Source organism: Janthinobacterium sp. 64, assembly GCF_002813325.1.
Classification (GTDB): domain Bacteria; phylum Pseudomonadota; class Gammaproteobacteria; order Burkholderiales; family Burkholderiaceae_D; genus Janthinobacterium.
Window position 1 is genome coordinate 5,849,080 of the sequence record NZ_PHUG01000001.1, and the last position, 19,672, is coordinate 5,868,751.

A 19,672-nucleotide genomic window follows, 5' to 3' on the forward strand; every position below is an offset into this window, starting at 1 on the left:
GGGCGGGGGCAAAGGTGGTGAGCGGTCCGATTGGTCGTCCCTGGCACGTTTTCTCGTCACTTTAAAGGAATACATCATGAAACAATATGGAGCCGAATTCCTCGGCACGTTCTGGCTGGTGCTGGGCGGTTGCGGCAGTGCAGTACTCGCCGCTGCCTTTCCCGGCCTTGGCATCGGTTTTGCCGGCGTGGCGCTGGCGTTTGGCCTGACGGTGCTGACCATGGCTTACGCCATCGGCCACATCTCGGGTTGTCATTTGAATCCCGCTGTCTCGATCGGCCTGTGGGCCGGCGGCCGCTTTCCCGCCAATCAACTGTTGCCATACATTATCGCGCAAGTGCTGGGCGCCATCGTGGCCGGCGGCGTGCTGTACCTGATCGCCAGCGGCCAGGCCGGTTTCGATGTCAGCAAAGGCTTTGCCTCGAACGGCTATGGCGCCCATTCGCCGGGCGGCTATTCGATGCTGTCGGCGCTGGTGATTGAAATCGTGCTGACGATGTTCTTCCTGATCGTCATCCTGGGCGCCACCGACAAGCGCGCGCCAGCCGGCTTCGCCCCGCTGCCGATCGGCCTCGCGCTGACCCTGATCCACCTGATCAGCATTCCCGTCACGAATACCTCCGTCAACCCGGCGCGCAGCACGGGCGTGGCCCTGTACGTGGGCGACTGGGCGACCAGCCAGCTGTGGCTGTTCTGGCTGGCACCGATCATCGGCGCCTTGCTGGGCGCGCTGGCCTACCGCCTGATCGCTGGCGAAAAAGAGTAGGTCGGCTTGGCCCGCAGGGCGTAAGCCGACATTGCCGGCAACGCAGCTTGTCGGCTTACGCGCGGCGTTGCCACGTTAAGCCGACCTACGAGGCTGGCATAGCGCCTGGTTGTCGGTGAAAAAGTAAGGTGTAGGTCGGCTTAGCCCGCAGGGCGTAAGCCGACATTGCCGGCAATGCAGCTTGTCGGCTTACGCGCGGCCTTGCCACGTTAAGCCGACCTACGCGGCGCGCCACTCGCTCAGGTAGTGCTGCGGCGTGCGGCCCAGGATGCGGCGGAACATGGCGCTGAAGGCGCTGGGGCTGGCATAGCCCAGCGCATAGGCGATGGCCGCCACGCCTTCGCCCCGGTCGAGGCGGCAGAAGGCCTCGGCCAGGTGGACTTGCTGCAGCCATTGGCGGTAGTGCAAGCCCGTTTCCTTGGGAAACAGACGGATCAGCGTGCGCGCGCTGGCGCCCGCGTCCTGCGCCCATTCCTCGATGCTGCGCCGGCTGCCGGGCGCTTCCATGATGGCCGAGCAGACGGCCACCAGGCGGCGGTCGCGCGGCCACGGTATGGCGAGGGGCACGGTATCGGCCGCCGCCAGTTCCGACAGGATCAGGTGCGCCAGCCAGTCGCCGCGCCCCGCCAGCGCATACTCGACCGGTTCGGCCAGCAAGGCCAGGATCAGCTCGCGCAGCAACCGGCTCACTTCCAGCACCTTGCAATCGTCGCCATACGGAGCCGCCACTTGCGCATCGATGTAGACGGTGCGCATGCTCAGTTCGCTCAAGATGTGGACTTCATGCACGACGCCGACGGGGATCAGCAGGGCACGCCGCGGCGGCAACATCCACACGCCATGCTCGGTGGAGACGCGCATCACGCCTTGCGTCGCATACAGCAGTTGCGCCCGCACGTGGCTGTGCGGCGCCGTATAGTCGCCCGCCACGTATTGCCTGGACATGGCCGTCACGGGGCGCGGCACGTGCTGGTAATCGTGCGAGCTGGTGCTGCGGCTGAACGGCACGCCATCGGGGTGGGTCTGGGCAGTTGGGTGGCTGTACATGTGGGGCGTTGGCTAGTCTCTTGGTTGTCACTTGGGCGACGATTATTGGAAGTTATCAGTTCAGCGACCATACTATACTGGCTTCTTTGCCGGGCCGCCCGCCGAGCCCGATTATTGCGGATGACACATGCACACAAGCACACCTGCCCCAGCATTGGCCAAGCCCGTGCCGGCGGCCCCCTCGCTTCATCGTTCCCAACAACCATCCGGTCTGGCCATGCACATCCTGGGCGCCGTCGCCTTCGTGCATTTGCTCAATGACTTGATCCAGGCATTATTGCCGTCGATTTATCCGATGCTGAAAGCCGAGTTTTCACTCAGTTTTACCCAGGTCGGCCTCATTACCCTGACGTTCCAGTGCACGGCATCGCTGCTGCAGCCCTGGATCGGCTTGTACACGGACCGCCGTCCGCTGCCGTTCCTGTTGCCGGTCGGCATGTGCTTTACCCTTGCCGGCGTGCTGATGCTGTCCGTCGTATCGACCTTCCCGACCCTGCTGATCGCCGCTGGCCTGATCGGCGTCGGTTCCTCGACCTTCCACCCGGAAGCGTCGCGCGTGGCGCGCATGGCTTCGGGCGGACGCTACGGCTTTGCCCAGTCGCTGTTCCAGGTGGGCGGCAATGTCGGTTCCGCGCTGGGACCGCTGCTGGCGGCCGCCGTCATCGTCAACCGCGGCCACGGCAATGTCGCCTGGTTCAGCTTGCTGGCCGTACTGGCCATCGGCGTGCTGTACAAGGTCAGCCACTGGTACAGCGGCCATCTGGCCAGCTTCAAGCCGAAGACGGGCGGCCAAGGGCCTAACCTGTCGCGCAACAAGGTAATTGGCGCGCTGGGCGTGCTGGCGCTGCTGGTGTTCTCGAAATACATCTACATGGCCAGCCTGTCGAGCTATTACACGTTTTATTTGATCGACAAATTCCATTTGTCGCTCGGCGATGCCCAGCTGTATTTGTTCCTCTTCCTCGCCGCCGTGGCGGCCGGTACCTTCATGGGCGGCCCCATCGGCGACCGCATCGGCCGCAAGCGCGTGATCTGGATTTCCATCCTGGGCGCCGCGCCATTTACCCTGCTGCTGCCCTACGTCGACCTGTTCTGGACGGCCGTGCTGACGGTGATCATCGGCTTCGCGATTTCGTCCGCGTTTTCCGCCATCGTCGTCTTCGCGCAGGAACTGGTGCCGGGCAAGGTGGGCATGATCGCGGGGATTTTCTTTGGCCTGATGTTCGGCGTGTCCGGCATCGCGGCCGCCGCCATGGGCCACCTGGCCGACGTGGCGGGTATCGCCTATGTGTATAAAATCTGTTCCTACCTGCCGCTGCTGGGCATCCTGACGGTGCTGCTGCCGCATATCGAGCAGACGAAAAAGTAGGCCCGCGTCGCGGGAGGGCTTGACGGCCCGCCCGCGCGCATGCGATATTGATTCCATGATCTCTTCCATCCTCCCTCCAGTTTTTGCATCCGGTGCCGCCGCTGCGCTGTGTCCGTGTACCTGGCTTCGCGAGGATGCGGCCCGGCGCCGTTAAACTTTTACTCCTCATACCGATGGCCACAGCGTTGAAAAACCTGTGGCCATTTTCTTTTTCCGCAACGCACATGAAAGTCCCGCATGACACTTCATTTGTACGACACGTATAGCCGCAGCCTGCGGCCCTTCGAGACCATCGCCCCGGGGCCGGCGGGCCTGTACGCCTGCGGCCCCACCGTCTACGACTATGCGCACATCGGCAACCTGCGTACCTATCTGTTCGTCGACGGCTTGCGCCGTGCGCTGGAATTGAACGGCTTGCAGGTGCGCCACGTGATGAACATCACGGATGTGGGCCATCTGACGTCGGATGCCGACAGCGGCGACGACAAGATCGAGGCGCGCAGCGCCCGCAGCGGCAAGTCGGCCTGGGATATCGCCGCTGAATTCACGCGCGCGTTTGAAGATGATCTGCGCCAGTTGAATATCCTGCCGCCCAGCGTCTGGTGCCGCGCCACGGACCACATCGCGGAGCAGATCGCCTTCATCCTTGACCTGGAGGCTAAAGGCTATACTTACCGCACGGACGATGGCATCTATTTCGACACGACGCGCCAGGACAGCTATGGCAAACTGGCGCGCCTGAACCGCGACGGCCTGCAGGCGGGCAAGCGCGTGGACCTCGGGGAAAAGCGCAACATCTGCGACTTTGCGCTGTGGAAGTTCAGCGGCGTGCCGGGACAGCGGCAAATGGAGTGGGACAGTCCGTGGGGCCTGGGTTTTCCCGGCTGGCACATCGAATGCTCGGCCATGGCGGAAAAGCACCTGGGGACGTACTTCGACATCCATTGCGGCGGCGAAGACCACGTGGCCGTCCACCACAGCAATGAGATCGCGCAAACGGAAGCGCGCCACGGCACGCGCCTGGCCAACTTCTGGCTGCACGGCGCCTTCCTGAAAACACAGGATGCGAAGATGTCGAAATCGTCGGGCGACTTTTTGCGTTTGCACAGCCTGGTGGAGCAGGGCGTCGATCCGCTGGCCTACCGCTACCTGTGCCTGGGCGCCCATTACCGCAGCAGCCTCAATTTCACGGACGAAGCGCTGCGCGCCGCCAGCAGCGGTCTGGCGCGCTTGCGCGTCAGCGTGCATGGGCTGGGCCAGGCGGACAGTGAGGCCGCTCCTGATCCTGCATGGCTGGCGCGCTTTGCGGCGCAGGTCAACGATGACCTGAATTATCCGCGCGCCCTGGCCGTGGCCTGGGAACTGTTGAAAAGCGAGCTGCCGGACGCCGTCAAACAGGCCACGATGGCCCGCTTCGATGCGGCCCTGGGGCTCGATCTGCTGGCCTGGCAGCCAGAGCAGGTAGAGGTGCCGCAGCCCGTGCAGGCGTGGATGGCGGAACGGGCCATCGCCCGCGCGCAGCGCCAGTGGGCCGAGGCGGACCGCTTGCGCGCACTGGCGCGCGCGGCCGGCTATGACATCGACGATACGCCGCAAGGGCAACAGGCGCGGCCTTTGTGAAGATGTCCGGCATAATGGCCGCCTGATGATACTGGAGATGCCGTGAAGCGTCGTGTGCTGCTATTGAGTTGTTGCCTGGCCTTTTCCTGCGCGCAGGCGGCCAGCGAATGTCCGGGCTTCCCCGTGCTGGCCACGTCGGGCGAGGCGCTGCTGGCGCAAGTGCGCGCGCTGCCGCCCGTCGGCATCGACCGCGAACGGCAGGCGTGCGCGCCGGCGACCGTCATCGATTTCGCCTACAGCGGCGGGGTGCTGTGCAGTTTTGGCGCGGGCAAGGAAGCCGTGGAGGCGGCGACGGCGGCCGTCACGCGCCTGGCCGACGGCGGTGAACTGGTCGAGTACCTGTATCTGTTCCCGTATGCGCCGGCCACGCATGCGCGTTTGCTGGCGCTGCTGTCCGCGCGTTTTACGCCCGTCGACACGGCGGCCTGGCCCGCCTTTTTGCAGGTGGCCAGGCCGGGCAAGGAAACCACGGCGCTGTTCACGCATGGCGGCTTTTATATTTCGCTGGGCAAGCCCACCGAAGGCGATCCTGCCGCATGGTATTCGAATGTGATCTTTGAAAAGGTCGACAAGCCCGCGCTGGGCGTGCGCAAGGTTTGCCGGGAAGGGCGCGATGGCTGAAGCGGATGCCTTTCCGGCGGCACTGGCTGGCACGGTGGCGCAGCTGTTGCCCGTGTTGGGGAGTAATCACGCGCACCCGCCATTTGCCGTGCGCCAGGATGGACAGGCCTTGCTGATTCCGACGCGCACATATTATGACAGCGAGCAGCTGCTGGCCTGTGCCCGGCTGCCCGGCGACGCAGGCGTGATCGCCCTGTGCCTGGGCGCGCGCCACCATGACGGCTATGTGCGCGAAGCGTGTGTAAAGCGCTTGCTGTTGCAGGAGCGGGCGTGGACGGTGCCGTTCGTCGTGCACCTGTGCGGCGAGTACGTGCTGGAGATTATCGAGGTGATAGGTGCGGCGCTGCCGGCCTGGAATACGCAGGCGCTGGCGCGCTACCTGCGGGACAATCCCGCCTATGTGGACACGCTTGAACGGCGCACGATCAGCTACTGGAGCTGCTACTACCGCCGGCGCCATCCCGTGTGGGAAGACTATCCGGGACGCAGGACCATGGCGGCCCTGCGTGCCTTGCAGCAGCTTACGCCTCGATAAAGCGCATCTTGAAGCTGCGGCCCTTGATGTTGCCGAAGTCGCGGCCCAGGGAGTTACCGGCGTTGAGGCGCTTGAACGCCGCTTCGGCCACCTTGCGGTCCAGCGCCACGTAGGTCATGAACTCGAACACGTTGATCTTGCCCACTTGTTCCTTGGTGAGACCGGCGTCGCCCGTCAGCGCGCCCAGCAAGTCGCCCGGGCGCAGCTTGTCCTTCTTGCCGCCCATGATGCACAGGGTGACCATCGGCGCCGGCAGCGCCTCGATCCCGTCATCTTCCGCCAGTTCCTTCAGGTCGTGCCATTCGGCGGCGCTGTTCTGGTATTGCTCGATCAGCTTGACCCATTTTTTCTCGTTCGGCGCGCACAGCGACAGGGCCAGGCCCTTCTTGCTGCCGCGGCCCGTGCGGCCGATGCGGTGGATGTGCACTTCCGTGTCTTTCGACACGTCGACGTTGATCACGGCGCCCAGGTCGGAAATGTCGAGGCCGCGTGCGGCCACGTCGGTGGCGACCAGCACGGAGCAGCTGCGGTTGGCGAACAGCACGAGGATTTCATCGCGCTCGCGCTGCTCCAGCTCGCCGTACAGCGCCAGCGCGGAAAAGCCTTGCTGGCGCAGTTCGTCGGCCAGTTCGCGGCAATGCACCTTGGTGTTGCAGAAGGCCAGGGTCGATTCCGGCTTGAAGTGCTTGAGCAGCTTGCCGACGGCGTCATTGCGTTCGTCGAAGCCGATTTCATAGAAGCGCTGTTCGATCTTGTCGTTGTCGTGCTGCGCCTCGACCGTCACTTCCAGCGGATTGACGAGGAAGGACGCCGTGGCGCGGCGGATGTCTTCCGGATACGTGGCCGAGAACAGCAAGGTCTGGCGGCGCGCCGGGCAGGCGCTGACGATGCCGGCGATTTCTTCATAAAAGCCCATGTCCGTCATGCGGTCCGCTTCATCGAGCACCAGGGTTTGCACGTGATTCAGGTTGATGGTGCCGCGGCCCAGGTGGTCGCGCAGACGGCCCGGCGTGCCGACGACGATGTGGGCGCCGTGTTCCAGCGAGGCGATTTGCGGGCGCATCGGCGCGCCGCCCGTCAGGGTCAGGATCTTGATGTTGCCGGCCGCGCGGGCCAGGCGGCGCAGCTCATTGGCGACCTGGTCCGCCAGTTCGCGCGTGGGGCACAGCACGAGGCCCTGCACGGCAAACCAGGCCGGATTGAGCTTGTGCAGGATGCCGATGCCAAAGGCGGCCGTCTTGCCGCTGCCCGTTTTCGCCTGGGCGATCAGGTCGCGGCCATCGAGCACCGCCGGCAGGCTTTGCGCCTGGATGGTGGTCATCTCGTGGTAGCCGAGCGAGTCCAGATTGGCCAAAAAGGCGGGCGTCAGCGGCAGGCTGGAAAAAGAAGTGGTAGTGGCAGTGGTGGTGTTCATAGGGGCGGGAACCGGTAAAAAGCGGGTGGATGGGCACAGTCTACAGGCTTACGCCCTTGTGCGGTGGTGTGGAAGCCGGCGGCAAACGGCCGCCGGCACGGGGTTAATTATCGGGCGCCCAGATGGGCAAGCCGGTCAGGTCGAGTCCTGCGTCGCGCGTCCACACGGGCAGGCCCGTGGCGTCCGTCGGCTCCAGCAATTCGAGCTGCACCTGCTTCAAAGCCACCTTGCGCGCGCGCGTGCGGCGCTGCGGCTCCGGCGCCGGCTCTGGCGCCTCGTGCGCTGGCAGCGGGCCGAAGCCGGGCAGGTCGATGGTGGCGTTGTCTTTTTTATCTCTCATTTGCTAACCTCAGTCCCTGGCCTGCGAAAGCCCGGGGGCGGGCAAGGTGCTGCCCGCCTATGTCCATACGCTTTAACTTCATCCACAAAACAAAAGCCCGGCTACTGGAGTCGGGCTCATTGTTGGAACATCCGTCAGGAATACCTGACCTGCTGATGTATTCATCTGCCGGGACAGGTTCAAAGTGCGGCACGCAGTGTATCACAGGCGTGCCGCATTGTGGGTGGCTTAGCGGAAGCTGAGGGCGCCCGTCAGGTCACCCGGCGGCAGCGCACCGCGCGACGCGAATGCGTCATTGCGCACTTTCAGGCCTTCGAGCAGCGGCAAGTCGTGCAGGCGCGTGATCAGGCGCAGGATCGACGTCGTGTCATAAAAACTGTGGTCGACGGCGCCTTTTTTCGCGTACGGCGAGACGACGATGGCGGGGATGCGCGTGCCCGGGCCCCAGCGGTCGCCTTTTGGCGGCGCCACATGGTCCCACCAGCCGCCGTTTTCATCGAAGGTGATCACCACGATCATGTCTTTCCACTGCGGCGATTCCTTCAGATGCTGGATGACGTTGGCCACGTGCTGGTCGCCCGACTCGATATCGGAGTAGCCGGCGTGCAGGTTCAGATTACCCTGCGGCTTGTAGAAGGTCACGGCCGGCAGCTTGCCCGCCACGGCGGCGGCGAGGAATTTGTTCGAGATCGGGCTGTCGCCCGTGCCGCCGTCGCGCAGGTGTTCGGCGCGCGCTGCCGTGCCAGGCGCGAACTGCTTGAAGTAGTTCAGCGGCTGGTGGTGGAACTGGAAGTTCGGCTTGCTGCCGCCGCCCTTGTGGTCGAGCGCCGCTTGCCAGCCGCCGCCATACCACGCCCAGCTGACGCCCTTGCGCGACAGCAGGTCGCCGATGGTGTCATAGGTTTGCGGCGGCAGGGTGTTCGCGTCAGCCGGATCGGCATGCAGCGGGTCGCCGTCAAACGCGGGCCGGATGTAGCTTGGCTGGTAGGGCGGCGCCATGGTGTTGACGGCATAGCCATCCGGCGTGAGGGCGCCGTCGTTGACGTATTTCGGCTTGCCATCGAGCGCCGAGGCGGGGCAGTCGGGCGAGATCGCCAGGCGCACGCCTTGCGGGCCGTCGGACAGCACGGCGATCTTTTTTTTCGCCGCCGTATCAAGCGCGTTGAAGTATTCGTTGGCGCGGCCCGTGACGAGGAACTGGTGGTTCATGTAGGAGCCGCCGAAGGCTGCCATGAAGAAGTTGTCGCACAGCGTGTACTGCTCGGCGATCTGCCACAGATTCAGGTTTTTCGACGTTTCGCCGTAATGGCCCATCACCAGGCCGCCACTGTCGGCCCACGCGGCAAAGCCGTCGTTCTTGCCGCCGTTGATCTGCATCTGGTTGTTATAGAAGCGGTGCACGAGGTCGCGCGTGATGATGCTCTCGGGCAGGGGCTTGCCGGCCGCGTCGCTCAGTTTGTAGGGAGCGTTGGGCAGGCCGGAAATCTGGTCTTCCTTGATCAGGTAATCGGTGCCGCCGATATTTTGCTGGTTCGGCACGAGGCCGCCCCAGATCTTCGGCAGAGTGGCCAGTGGCTTGCCGTCGCGGTCCAGCTGCTGCGCCTGTTCCGCCGTGACGGCGGACAGGGGTGCGCTGGTGCCGGGGAAGTTGGCGAACAGGTTGTTGAAGCTGCGGTTTTCCAGGTAAATCACGACCACGTTCTTGACGTGCGCCTTGAGTTTCGCGTCGAGCGAACCCTTGGCGATGGTTTTTTTGGCGGGTGCGGCATCGGCCAGAGCCGGCAGGCTGGCGGCCAGGCCGACTGCGGAAGCGGCCTGGAAAATGCGCCGGCGCGAGGGATTGGCGGGTTGGCCGGCCGGATCGGCTGGCAGGGCGGGGGCGAGGTCCTTCACACATTCTCCTTGGGTGTCTCTATGGGCACGGGCGTTGGCGGCAATGGCCGGCAACGCCCGTGAAGCGGGAAAATTGTATCACCGGCCCTGCGCCGGTGTGAAATGCTAGAACTGGTAACGCACGCTCAACGCCACCTTGCGCGCCGGGCCATGCATGCCCGAGTACCACCAGTCCGACACGGAAGCCGTGTACTGCTTGTCGAACAGGTTGGCCACGTTGACGGTGGCCGACAGCTTGTCGTTGACGTCGTAGCGCGCCATCAGGCTGGCCACCGCGTACGCCTTCTGTTCCCAGTGCAGGGTACTGTTGATCTGCCACGCCTCGATGTCGGAATACACGCGGCTTTGCCAGTTCATGCCGCCGCCCACCGTCAGGCGATGCAGCTCGCCGGGCAGCCGATAAGTGGTCCACAATTTGACCAGGTGGCGCGGGAAGGTGGTCTGGATCGCCTTGCCGGCATTGTTTTCCGTCTGGCTGTACGACCACGAGGCCGACACATTCCAGCTTGGCGTGAGGGCGCCCGTCGCTTCCAGGTCGATGCCCTTGGTATCGGCGCCCTTGATGGTGCGGAACGCCGGATCGCTGGAGCCGGGCAGGGTGTGGCCCGGGTCCGTTTCGGCCAGGTTTTTCTGGCGGATCAGATACAGCGCGGCGGCCGTGTTCAGGCGGCCATCGAGCCAACCGCTCTTGATGCCCGCTTCAAAGGTCTTGCCCTCGCGCGGCGCCAGCAGCTTGCCGTAGCGGTCTTGCGAGGCTTGCGGCTGGTAGATGGTGGAGTAGCTGGCGTAGGCGCTGTGCGTGGCGTCGATGTCGTACACCAGGCCGCCGTACGGCGTGAAGACGCTGCTGTCCGAGGCTGGCGACGCGCTGAAGAATTGCGCGGCAGGCGCGTCCGAGATGTAATTCTCGCTGTAGCGCAGCACTTTTGCGCCGGCGATCAGTTTCAGGCGCTCGGAGAGGTTGAAGCGGCTGGCCGCGTAGGCGCTGGCCTGGCGGCGCGTGCTGTCGTAGGTGACGAAAGTGTCGCCAAACACGGGCGTTGCCATGCGATTCCAGCGGTACAGGTTGACGGGCGTGCCCTGGATGTTCTTGTCGCGGCGGCCATCCGTCTTGCTTTGGAATTCGTTGTAGTCCATGCCCAGCACCAGTTCGTGCTGGCGGCCGAACGCGCTGAACGGTCCGCGCACGTTGACGTCCACGCTGTTGACCCTGAGATCATAATCGCGGTAGTCGGCGCTCATGCGCAAGCCATCGCCCGTGGCCTGGTCGGCAAAGGCGGTACTCACGTTCATGAACACGGAGCGCTCTTCCTGCGAGGACTGCACGCGGTTGGCCGAGATTTTCAGCTTCCAGTCGTTCGTCAGCGCGTGTTCCACGGTGACGAAGAGGTCGGTCGAATTGCTGCCGAAGCGGTTCGACTTGGCGGCCGGGCTGAAAGAGCGTGGCAGGTCCGTCATGGCGCCATTGCTGTAGAACAGGGGGAAGCCCAGGTAGGACAAGGATCCGTTCGAGCGCTTGCGCTGGTGCGTGACGCCGGCCGTCAGCTTCGTGTCGCGTGACAGGTCCGCCTCGAGCACGCCATAGACCACTTTCTTGTCGTGGCTGTAGTTGTCGATGATGCCGTCGCCTTCCTCGTACACCGTCACGAGGCGGCCGCGCACGCTGCCTGCCTCGTTCAGCGGACCCGAGACGTCGGCCATGCCGCGCCGTTCGTTACGGGAGGCCAGCTCGCCCTCGACGGACGCCTGAAACTGCGCCGTCGGCTTCTTGCGCACCATGTTGATGGCGCCCGAGGCGTCGCCCGCGCCCGTCATCAGGCCCGAGGCGCCGCGCAGCACTTCGATGCGGTCGTACAGCGCCATGTCGGCCAGGCTTTGCGACGGTATCGCATTGAGGCCCAGGTTTTCCGAATGCGTGCTGACGCCATCGAGCTGGTAATTGGTGATCGCATAGCCGCGCGAAGTAAAGCCGGAGCGCTCGCTGCCCAGCGAGAACAGGGTGATGCCCGGCGTTTGCGCCATCACTTGCGCGATGGTGTTCAAGCCCTGGTCCTGCATGCGCTGCTGCGTGATGACGCTGACCGACTGCGGCGTTTCCTTCACGGACAGGCCCAGCGGCGTTGCCGTGGCGATCGGCAGCGTGGAGACATACGCGCCCGAGCCTTCCGTCGCATCCTGCTGCGCCTTGACCGACACTTCCGGCATCATCGCCAGCGCTTCACCAACCGCCGCCGCATCGGCCGGGCGCAGCACATAGCTGCCGTTGGCGCTGCGTTCGGCCTTCAGGCCCGTGCCGCGCAGTACGCCGTTCAGGGCGGCCAGCACCTCGTGGCGGCCGCTCAAGCCGGCCGACGTCTTGCCGCGCGTCTGTTCCGGCGTGAAGCTGAGGATGACACGCGCCTGGCTGGCGACCTGGCGCAGCGCGGCCGACAGGTCGCCGGCCGGCACCTGGAAGTCGAGAGTGGCCGCGGCGGCGGCCGTGCTTTCCTGCGCCAGGGCTGGCGCCTGGGCGTTCAGCAGCAGGGCCGAACCGATGAAAACGAGTTCGATGGCATACGCCATGCGCTTGATGCGCGGCTTGGAATGAATGGCAAGAGACATGGTTACCTTGTGGTGTAGTCGTCAAAAAGAACGTTGCCTACACAGGTCACGCGAGAAAGGAAAACGGGTAAGGTTTTTTTGCGGCGGGCGTCAAATAAATTGTTAGCGCTGCCGGCGCGCCTCCACCTGCACCCAGTAGCGCGTGCGCAGGCGCACGTCGACGGGAAGGGAATCGGGCAGCGACAGCAGCACGGCGTCCAGGTCGGCCAGCGGGAAGACGCCGGAGATGCGCAGGCCGGCGACGGCGTCGTCGCAGCCCAGCAAGCCGTGGCGGTAGCGGCTCAGTTCATGCAGGAAGTCGCGCAGCGGCATGGCGTCGGCCAGCAGCAAGCCCTGGCGCCAGGCCCAGATGTCGGGCGAGACGGCGTGCGCGGGCAAGGTATTCTGCGCCGTCATGCCGCCGCCCTGTCCCGCGCGGATAAGCAGGTTGCCGTCGCCATGGCGCGGCATCAGCCGCACGGCGCCTTCCTCGACGGCGACCACGGTGCTGCTCTCGGCCTGGCGCACCGAGTAGCGCGTGCCCAGCGCCTGGGCGTGGCCATGCGCGGTTTCGACAAGGAAGGGGCGGTAGGGCAGGCCCGTTTCGCGGGCGGTGGCGATGAATACCTCGCCCTGGACCAGCTGCAGCAGGCGCTGCGTGCCCGAGTAGCGGATGTTCACGGCGCTGCCGCTGTTCAGGTGCAGGCGAGTGCCGTCGGGCAGGGTCAGCTCGCGGCGCTCGCCCACGCCCGTGGACAGGTCGGCCAGCGCGGCGCGGGCCATGTCGGGCGCATAGTCCGAGTGCGCGCCGAACCAGCCCGTGAGGCCGATGGTGGCTGTCCACGCCAGCAACTGCAGGCTGCGGCGGCGCGAGATGGTCGAGGCAGGACGGGAGCGCTGTGTCAATGCCTTGCGGCTGGCCTGCGCATCGAGTTCGCGCAAGCCGCCGCTGGCGCTTTCGATGTGTTTCCACGCCCGTTCATGGTCGGGGTGCGCCTGGCGCCACTCGTGCCAGGCCGATTTTTCCGCCGGCGTCGTTTCTCCGCTCATCAGCGTAGCCAGCCATTCGGCCGCCTGCATGGCGATGGCCAGATCGATGGGCTGGCCCAGTGCATACACGGTGGCGGTGCGCATGTCAGGGCGCGGCAAAATCGGGCACGGCAAAAAAGCACAGCAGATTGGCCTTGCTCAGGTATTTTTTGACGGAATGCGTGGTGGTGCCCAGTTCGGCGGCGATCTCGGCGTAGGTCATGCCGTCCAGGTGGGCCAGCAGGAAGGCGGCCCTGGCCTTGGCGGACAGCTGCTCCAGCGCGCGGTCGATCAGCTGCAGCGATTCGAGCAGGATGGACATCGCTTCCGGCGAGGGCGCGCAGGCTTGCGGCTGATGCCGCAGGGCGTCGAGGTAGGCCCGTTCCAGTTCTTCGCGCCGGCAGTGATTGGCCAGCAGGCGCTTGGCGATGGTGGCCAGGAAGGGGCGCGGCTGCGCGATCGCGGCACTGCTGCGCGCAAGGAAAATCTTGAGGAAGGTATCCTGTGCCAGGTCGCCCGCCAGCCCCGCATCGTACAGGCGACGCTTCAGCCAGTGCAGCAGCCAGGAGTGGTGCTCGGCATACAGGGCCTGGAAATCGGTCGACGGGGAAGGGGCGGACAACATGACGGGTGGAATGCAGCTTAATCTAAATGAGAATTGTTCTCATAATAGCGCAGCGGCGCGCGCCAGGCAATCAGGAAAACGCGACGTTGCTGAAATGCGACTGCGCGCCCGGGCCGCGCGCGGTGCCGGCTTTGCGCCTGCGCACGGCAGATGTAAAAGTTTCCTTGGCGCAAGCTTTCATGTGAGAAAATGCGGCTTGTCGATGTGGTGCGGAGCGCAAAATGATGTGGATGGTTGGCGGTGCCCTGGTTCTTTTGGTCGCCAGATTTTTATGGTTGGCCTTTTTCCACCGGGTCAATGCGATGTCGCGCCAGGCTGAACTGATGAACTGGCTCGACATTGGCCGGGTGTCGAATCCCGATGGCGGCAAGGATATTTTATTGGCGAGAAATGAGCGCGGTGCCCGGATCGACTGGCGCACGGGCGAGGTCTGGTTGATGAATCCCAAGGTGGAGGAGCCGTTTGCCGATTTTCTCGCCGTCGAACGCTGGCTGACGCTGCGCGAGATGCCGAAGGCGGACAGGCCGGCGCATGCCGCTCCTGCGCCAGCGGAACCGGAGCCGGAACCGGCGCCTGAGCCTGGCCCCGTGCGCGATACCTTGCCGGCCTTCCAGAAAAAGGTCGACGATTGCCTGGCCAAGGCGCAGGGTGGCCAGGAATTGCTGGAAACCAAGCAGGCCTTCGAGGCGGGCAGCGAGCATTACCTCGAAGCATCGACTGAACTGAGCAAGACCGCGCTGGAGCTCGATGTCTCGCCGGCGATGGTGGCCACGTTTCATATCAGCGCCTTTGCCGCCCTGGCTGAAACGGCGGGCGCCGACAAGCTGGAAAGAGTGGCAGCCAGCCTGCATGCGGCGGCCAGGCAGATCCGGGCCAGCGTCACCGCGTAAAGGTGGGGCAGGCCAGGCCTGGAATGAAAAAACCGCTGTATCCCTTGCAGGAGTCAGCGGTTTTTATGTATTGGTTGCGGGGACAGGATTTGAACCTGTGACCTTCGGGTTATGAGCCCGACGAGCTGCCAGACTGCTCCACCCCGCAGCCGAATTATAACCGAGTTTGTTGCATTGCGAAAGAGCCGATTACAGTAAGCGTAAAGCCAGAGTTTGGCAAATGATGGTGCCACCGCGCCGGGAAGCGGCGTGCTGGCAAGCCGAAGGAGGCTGCGCGGCACGCTTCCAGGGCAGGGGCGAAGTCGTCGAGCTTCGAGCGCGATCGGGCCGCCAGTCGAACGTTTACTGGAGCGGCCAGGCATTTGTGCGTGCGGTGCCGGGACGTCAATTCCTATGGACGCGCATTGATCGTCAGATGCCAGTGGTGCAGATGGTCGGCAGCAGGAACGAACTGCAACGGCGGTTCCCACGTGCCCACACCGGGAATATTGTGCCCTGCCGCACTGCTGAACTTCCCGTCGACCAATGCGAGTTTGATAAAATCCTTGCCAAAATAACCTTTCCGGAAATTTGCCGCCGCTCCCCGCCCGTCGATCATAGTACGGTTCGCTTTAATCCATGCCTGCAGGGCAATCAGGTTTGGCCGCGGCACCGGTGCGGGATTTGCCACCTCGGCGGCGGCTGTATCGATCAGATGCTTGATCGCCGCGCCCCCGCCCGAGCCGCCCAATGCTTCCGTATAGCCACCCATCCCGTCCGCATAGCGCATGTCAAGCGCCTGTCCATCGCTGTGTCCCGCATGGCCCAGGACGGAGCGGCCGTTTGTGAGCTGTGCCACGTGTTTACCGGAGATATCGTCAAACCGGAAGCTGTTGCTGGCAAGCCAGTCAATGGTCTGGCTGGTCGCCCAGGAGTCGCCCCCGGCATCACGAAGTCCTGCGGTTCGTCGGGCGGCCAACGCCGCTTCATCGTTCGCCAGGTACAGGGGTGTGAACGCGTTATTGCCTCTGAACGTCACCTGACCGCCTTCTGTCGGATCGGACACGGCATCGGTGCCGTCGATGGTGCCTTTGATGCGCACGGCCACCGACAGTTTTCCCGGAACACGGCCGCCTGAAAATGTGGGCAATGAGAGTGCGGAGAAGCGGATCTTGCCGGCGCTGATCACGTGCGCTTGCCCCAACAAATTGAGCGTGCTAAAAAGCGGATTATCACCATCTGCCGAGATGCCGATGTTAACTTCTGTGACTTCGGCGTTGGGCGGCGAGAATGTGATTTCCAATGGAATGGCGTGGGTCGCATCCTCGGCAGTGCGGGGAATCGACAGATAATAGCCCTTGAAATTATTCGCCAGATTGAACGGCTCGATGACGGGATGTCCATCGGTGTCAGGCGAAAGAAATTTCGCGCCAATGACCTGTAAAGCGGCGCATGCCGTGGAGATTTCGGCGGTGGTGATGGTGGGGAAAATGCTGTCGCCAATATTGGTCGCGCGTACCGAGCCTGTGATACTGAAACTGCCGTTTTTTGCCTGGGTAGTCACATCGACGCAGGCGCTCCTGGTGATCGTGCCTTGCGTAAAATGACTTTGGTTCACCGAACCAGAGGCGGACAGCACCACACCGGGCAGTCCGACCACCGAATAGGACCAGGTATCGTTGAACTGGCTCAGCGCGGTGGTAAAGGCTGGATATTCCGCCGTATAGACGCGGATCTTGACGCCGACATTTTTTGTGCCCATCGGGACTGTGAAATTGATCGGTGTCGTGATGGTGTCATTTTGGGATGCGGAAACGGCGACATAGGTTGCGGTCGTGACCCCGTCGATTATTTTGGTGGTGGATTTCGCTGGCGCCGACGTCGCCGCGGCACCTGGAAGCCGGCGTGATGGCGCGCCAGTTCCGTTTTGTCTGGAGGTGCCGGCGATCGACGATGACATGGTGCTTGCTGCCCGTGCTGTCTGGCTGGTAATTTGGCCGCCAGTCGCCAGCGCGTCATACACCATCGTGACATTGACCTGCGTGGTGTCAGGCAGCACGACCGTGCTGATCGTCACCGCATTGGGTGCATTGAGATCATTGAGCGTGAGTTGATAGGTATCTGGAATCAGCCCTGAAAACTCGAAATGCCCCGTCTTGTCGACCAATGCGTCAAGACGCAGATCCGAGTTGTAGCCTTTGAGTAAAATTTTCTTTCCAACCAGACCAGTGATGCCAGCGCCTTGAGCGTTGACCAGTCTGCCGCTCAGCTTCGCAATCGACTTTATCCCAAGCAAATCATAAGACTGGGCAAATGCACCATCTTTCGACACAAAGCTCAGCATGATATTCAATGCGCCAGTTGGCAAGGCCGCAAGGAGTTGTTGCATGGCGTTTCCACTGATGGAAAAGCTGCTATCGGCACTGTCGAATACCCAATATTTTTTCAAACTGATTCGTGCATTGTTGGCGCCTTGAATGACCCCGTTGCTGTCATCCTTCAAGTCCAGGCCAGACACGCCATCGAGTCTGAATTTGACGGTGCTTCCGGAGAAGCTATTGTTTGGGCCAAGGCCCGTCACTGACAGCAGCGGTGCACCCGCCGGCGGTGAGCCGTCTTCCTGGGCGTCGCTGTCGGGCACGGCACTGGTGGGCCGCGTCGACCGGATCAGCGCCCTGACGGTCGTGTTGCCACTCAAGTCGTGCAGCGTGATCGTCGCTGTCTGGTCGACGCCCGTGTCCCCGGCCGTGGAAAAGCGCAAAGTGCCATCCTTGATGATCGCGTCGGCGACCGAGGCGGCGGAAGACGTCACCGATGCCGTGCTGCCGATGCCCAGTTCCTGCAGGGAGAACGTATACACTTCCGCCGGTGCCAGGGTGCCGAGGTCGACGCTCGCGCTGGCGGCTGACGCTATTTGCCAGGTCAGATCGGCGGGGCTGAAAGGGGTGGTCCGATCCTGACGCAAAACAATCACATCAGCAGGAGTGACGGTCGCCCCCGCGTTAATGGTCCCAGCGGCAACAGCGCCGTCCACGATCTCGGTGCCATTGGGTGCGCTTGTCAGCAGTGCCGCGACGTCGACGGCGGCTGTGGTGCCGGTATTGGCGATGCTCACCTGAAATGTGTATTCCCACACTGTCCGCGTGACGCGTCGTTCATGGATTTTTTGCAGCTTGACCACGGCAAGCGGTTCGACGGCGTTCGTGGAAGCGGCGCTCGCCAACAGCGTCGATTGTTGCGCAGCCGGTGAGACAGGCGGCTTGTCAGCGCCACCGCAGGCGGTGACCAGCAGCATGGCCGCAGCGCAGACGGCAAGCAGTTGAAACCGCGAAATAGCCATGACGGATGGCCTCCGGCCCTGATTTCTGAACAGCGTTTGACGCGGCGCAGCACGCATTTCAAGTCCGGCACGCCGGCTCGGCCAGGCAAGCGCCAACGCGCCGGCGAATATCAGCCACACGGCGGCAAGATCGACGGTAACACCTTGCTCAATAATATAGAACGTGAGGGAATTGCTCACCGTTCCACCTGCGAGATAGTCAAGCGCAATGGCGAATCCCCCCCCATCGAATTCATCAACGCCATACCGCCGCCTAGGGCCAGTCCGTCATAAAATCCCGCAGCCGGCAACGCCCCATCCGGCTGGATAGTCAAAACATCCCAGTTGGCAACCTTCCCGACTGAAGTAAGATTTTCGTACATTCCATCATTAAAAAAAATGGTAAATTCTTGCAACGGTGTTGGTTTGGAATTATGAAACAGATAGTCGTAACGCCATTGCACGCCACCGAGGTAAGTCGTCGTATAGGAAATCGTCGACGCTTGCGCAAAGGGAAAATTAATACATAGCATTGTCACCAGGATTGTTATAATTCTTCGTATCGTTTTCATGAATCGCTCCGTCTGGAAAGTGAGGAATGGATCAGCGCAATGCATTTTCTGTTCCTGCCGTGATCATTGCCACGTTCTTGCTATGGCATCCTGATCAATTTCCAATTGACCATGGGAAATCACTTTCTACTTTCGCGATTTTTGTAAAATATTTCGACAGTTTGTATTTTCTGAAATGATCATCGCGATACGCCGGTCTGGACACTTACACCGCTTGGTAACGATTCATTGTTTGCCTGTGTGGGTGATCAGATAGTTTGAAATCATAAAGGCCATAGCATGCAAACCAAAGAAGTAATTCAGTCAGAACTAAACCATCTTTATGAACAATTTAAGAGTAACGTCTCCTTCTCCTCGGAGCTTGCCAAGCGCGCGTCACCTCCCTTGCTTCTAAACGTTCCAGAGAAATGGGTGAACTCTACTAAGCGTGTACTGGTCGTTGGCCAGGAGACTCTGGGTTGGGACTTCCACCCAGGCGACTATTTTCCCGAACTTGAAACTTCGATTGCGACCTTTGCGGACTTCCAATCCACGCCGAATAGCGTAGCGGCACTCACTGCTGGTTATCGCGACTTTGAATTCGCCAGACATCAGCGGGAGAATTATAATAGTCCATTTTGGCGAGCCTACCGCAGCGTGCGATTTTCCTTGGGCGAGGATGTAGATGGTCCAGAAACTGCGGTGCTCTGGACTAACCTTTTCAGGATGTCGCTCGATAGTGGAAGTGTGGTTGGAAACGGGAGTTTGGAAGAAGCCACTCTGATACGCGAGCAAGGTGCTGCCTTGTTACGTGCTGAAATTCAGGCGCTCGCCCCAAGTTCGGTGATTTTCTTCACTGGTCCGAACTACAATGAACATCTTTATGCACAGTTTCCGGGAGTCGAGCTTATCAGGCTTGAGGACTACGCCCCCGAAAAAACTTCTATGCTGAAACATTCCCAGCTTCCACTTCAAACTTTCAGAACCTATCATCCAGGTTATCTTGTAAGAAGTGGCCAGTGGGACATAATTTCCGTAATAAATTCTTTGGGAAAATGATTGCTCTAATCGCGCTGTTTCAATGATTTAATGCC

Annotated in this window: 16 protein-coding genes and 1 tRNA gene; 7 read left to right on the forward strand and 10 right to left on the reverse strand. The window is 62.4% G+C overall.

Going from position 1 to position 19,672, the window contains the following annotated elements:
• The first annotated feature begins 76 nt into the window (after positions 1-76).
• On the forward strand, positions 77-766 hold the full coding sequence (gene aqpZ, locus CLU91_RS25825; RefSeq protein WP_100876395.1) for an aquaporin Z: 690 nt from the start codon (positions 77-79) through the stop codon (positions 764-766).
• Between the two features lie 219 nt (positions 767-985).
• On the opposite strand, the gene CLU91_RS25830 is transcribed toward aqpZ, so the two are convergent.
• Positions 986-1,813 carry an AraC family transcriptional regulator gene (locus tag CLU91_RS25830; protein WP_100876396.1) on the reverse strand — a complete coding sequence of 276 codons (828 nt, stop codon included), beginning with the start codon at positions 1,811-1,813 and terminating at the stop codon, positions 986-988.
• A 127-nt stretch (positions 1,814-1,940) separates the two neighbouring features.
• Between CLU91_RS25830 and CLU91_RS25835 the strand changes: the two genes are divergently transcribed.
• The 4 genes from CLU91_RS25835 to CLU91_RS25850 all read left to right on the forward strand — a co-directional run bounded on the left by CLU91_RS25835 (position 1,941) and on the right by CLU91_RS25850 (position 5,958).
• On the forward strand, positions 1,941-3,182 hold the full coding sequence (locus tag CLU91_RS25835; protein ID WP_100876397.1) for an MFS transporter: 1,242 nt from the start codon (positions 1,941-1,943) through the stop codon (positions 3,180-3,182).
• 237 nt (positions 3,183-3,419) lie between these two features.
• Positions 3,420-4,802, forward strand: coding sequence for a cysteine--tRNA ligase (gene cysS, locus CLU91_RS25840; RefSeq protein WP_100876398.1), 1,383 nt, complete (start codon positions 3,420-3,422; stop codon positions 4,800-4,802).
• A 42-nt stretch (positions 4,803-4,844) separates the two neighbouring features.
• On the forward strand, positions 4,845-5,423 hold the full coding sequence (locus tag CLU91_RS25845; RefSeq protein ID WP_157814814.1) for a hypothetical protein: 579 nt from the start codon (positions 4,845-4,847) through the stop codon (positions 5,421-5,423).
• Positions 5,416-5,958: a hypothetical protein gene (locus CLU91_RS25850; protein ID WP_100876400.1), complete on the forward strand. Its 543-nt coding sequence runs from the start codon at positions 5,416-5,418 to the stop codon at positions 5,956-5,958. The genes CLU91_RS25845 and CLU91_RS25850 overlap by 8 nt, the downstream gene beginning before the upstream one ends.
• Here CLU91_RS25850 and dbpA read toward each other — a convergent pair.
• From dbpA to CLU91_RS25880, 6 genes are all read right to left on the reverse strand, one after another.
• Positions 5,945-7,372 (reverse strand): ATP-dependent RNA helicase DbpA, encoded by a 1,428-nt coding sequence (dbpA, locus tag CLU91_RS25855; RefSeq protein WP_100876401.1) that lies wholly within the window; start codon positions 7,370-7,372, stop codon positions 5,945-5,947. The genes CLU91_RS25850 and dbpA overlap by 14 nt on opposite strands.
• A gap of 103 nt (positions 7,373-7,475) precedes the next feature.
• The gene (locus CLU91_RS25860; RefSeq protein WP_071078230.1) at positions 7,476-7,712 is read right to left on the reverse strand and encodes a hypothetical protein; all 237 of its coding nucleotides are present in this window, start codon (positions 7,710-7,712) and stop codon (positions 7,476-7,478) included.
• Between the two features lie 228 nt (positions 7,713-7,940).
• Positions 7,941-9,605, reverse strand: coding sequence for an acid phosphatase (locus CLU91_RS25865; protein WP_100876402.1), 1,665 nt, complete (start codon positions 9,603-9,605; stop codon positions 7,941-7,943).
• A gap of 105 nt (positions 9,606-9,710) precedes the next feature.
• Positions 9,711-12,206: a TonB-dependent siderophore receptor gene (locus tag CLU91_RS25870; RefSeq protein ID WP_232730886.1), complete on the reverse strand. Its 2,496-nt coding sequence runs from the start codon at positions 12,204-12,206 to the stop codon at positions 9,711-9,713.
• A 102-nt stretch (positions 12,207-12,308) separates the two neighbouring features.
• Positions 12,309-13,319 carry a FecR domain-containing protein gene (locus CLU91_RS25875; protein ID WP_157814815.1) on the reverse strand — a complete coding sequence of 337 codons (1,011 nt, stop codon included), beginning with the start codon at positions 13,317-13,319 and terminating at the stop codon, positions 12,309-12,311.
• A 1-nt stretch (position 13,320) separates the two neighbouring features.
• Positions 13,321-13,839, reverse strand: a complete 519-nt coding sequence (locus tag CLU91_RS25880; RefSeq protein ID WP_100876404.1) for a sigma-70 family RNA polymerase sigma factor — start codon at positions 13,837-13,839, stop codon at positions 13,321-13,323.
• A gap of 323 nt (positions 13,840-14,162) precedes the next feature.
• Between CLU91_RS25880 and CLU91_RS25885 the strand changes: the two genes are divergently transcribed.
• Positions 14,163-14,729, forward strand: coding sequence for a hypothetical protein (locus CLU91_RS25885; protein ID WP_157814816.1), 567 nt, complete (start codon positions 14,163-14,165; stop codon positions 14,727-14,729).
• Between the two features lie 71 nt (positions 14,730-14,800).
• Here CLU91_RS25885 and CLU91_RS25890 read toward each other — a convergent pair.
• From CLU91_RS25890 to CLU91_RS25900, 3 genes are all read right to left on the reverse strand, one after another.
• A tRNA-Met gene (locus tag CLU91_RS25890) sits at positions 14,801-14,877 on the reverse strand.
• 243 nt (positions 14,878-15,120) lie between these two features.
• Positions 15,121-18,228 carry a carboxypeptidase-like regulatory domain-containing protein gene (locus tag CLU91_RS25895; RefSeq protein WP_100876406.1) on the reverse strand — a complete coding sequence of 1,036 codons (3,108 nt, stop codon included), beginning with the start codon at positions 18,226-18,228 and terminating at the stop codon, positions 15,121-15,123.
• Entirely contained in the window at positions 18,225-18,599 is a 375-nt protein-coding gene (locus tag CLU91_RS25900; protein ID WP_157814817.1) for a hypothetical protein, read from the reverse strand. The genes CLU91_RS25895 and CLU91_RS25900 overlap by 4 nt, the downstream gene beginning before the upstream one ends.
• Positions 18,600-18,878: 279 nt before the next feature.
• Between CLU91_RS25900 and CLU91_RS25905 the strand changes: the two genes are divergently transcribed.
• Positions 18,879-19,637 (forward strand): hypothetical protein, encoded by a 759-nt coding sequence (locus CLU91_RS25905; RefSeq protein ID WP_100876408.1) that lies wholly within the window; start codon positions 18,879-18,881, stop codon positions 19,635-19,637.
• The last annotated feature ends 35 nt before the right edge of the window (positions 19,638-19,672 follow it).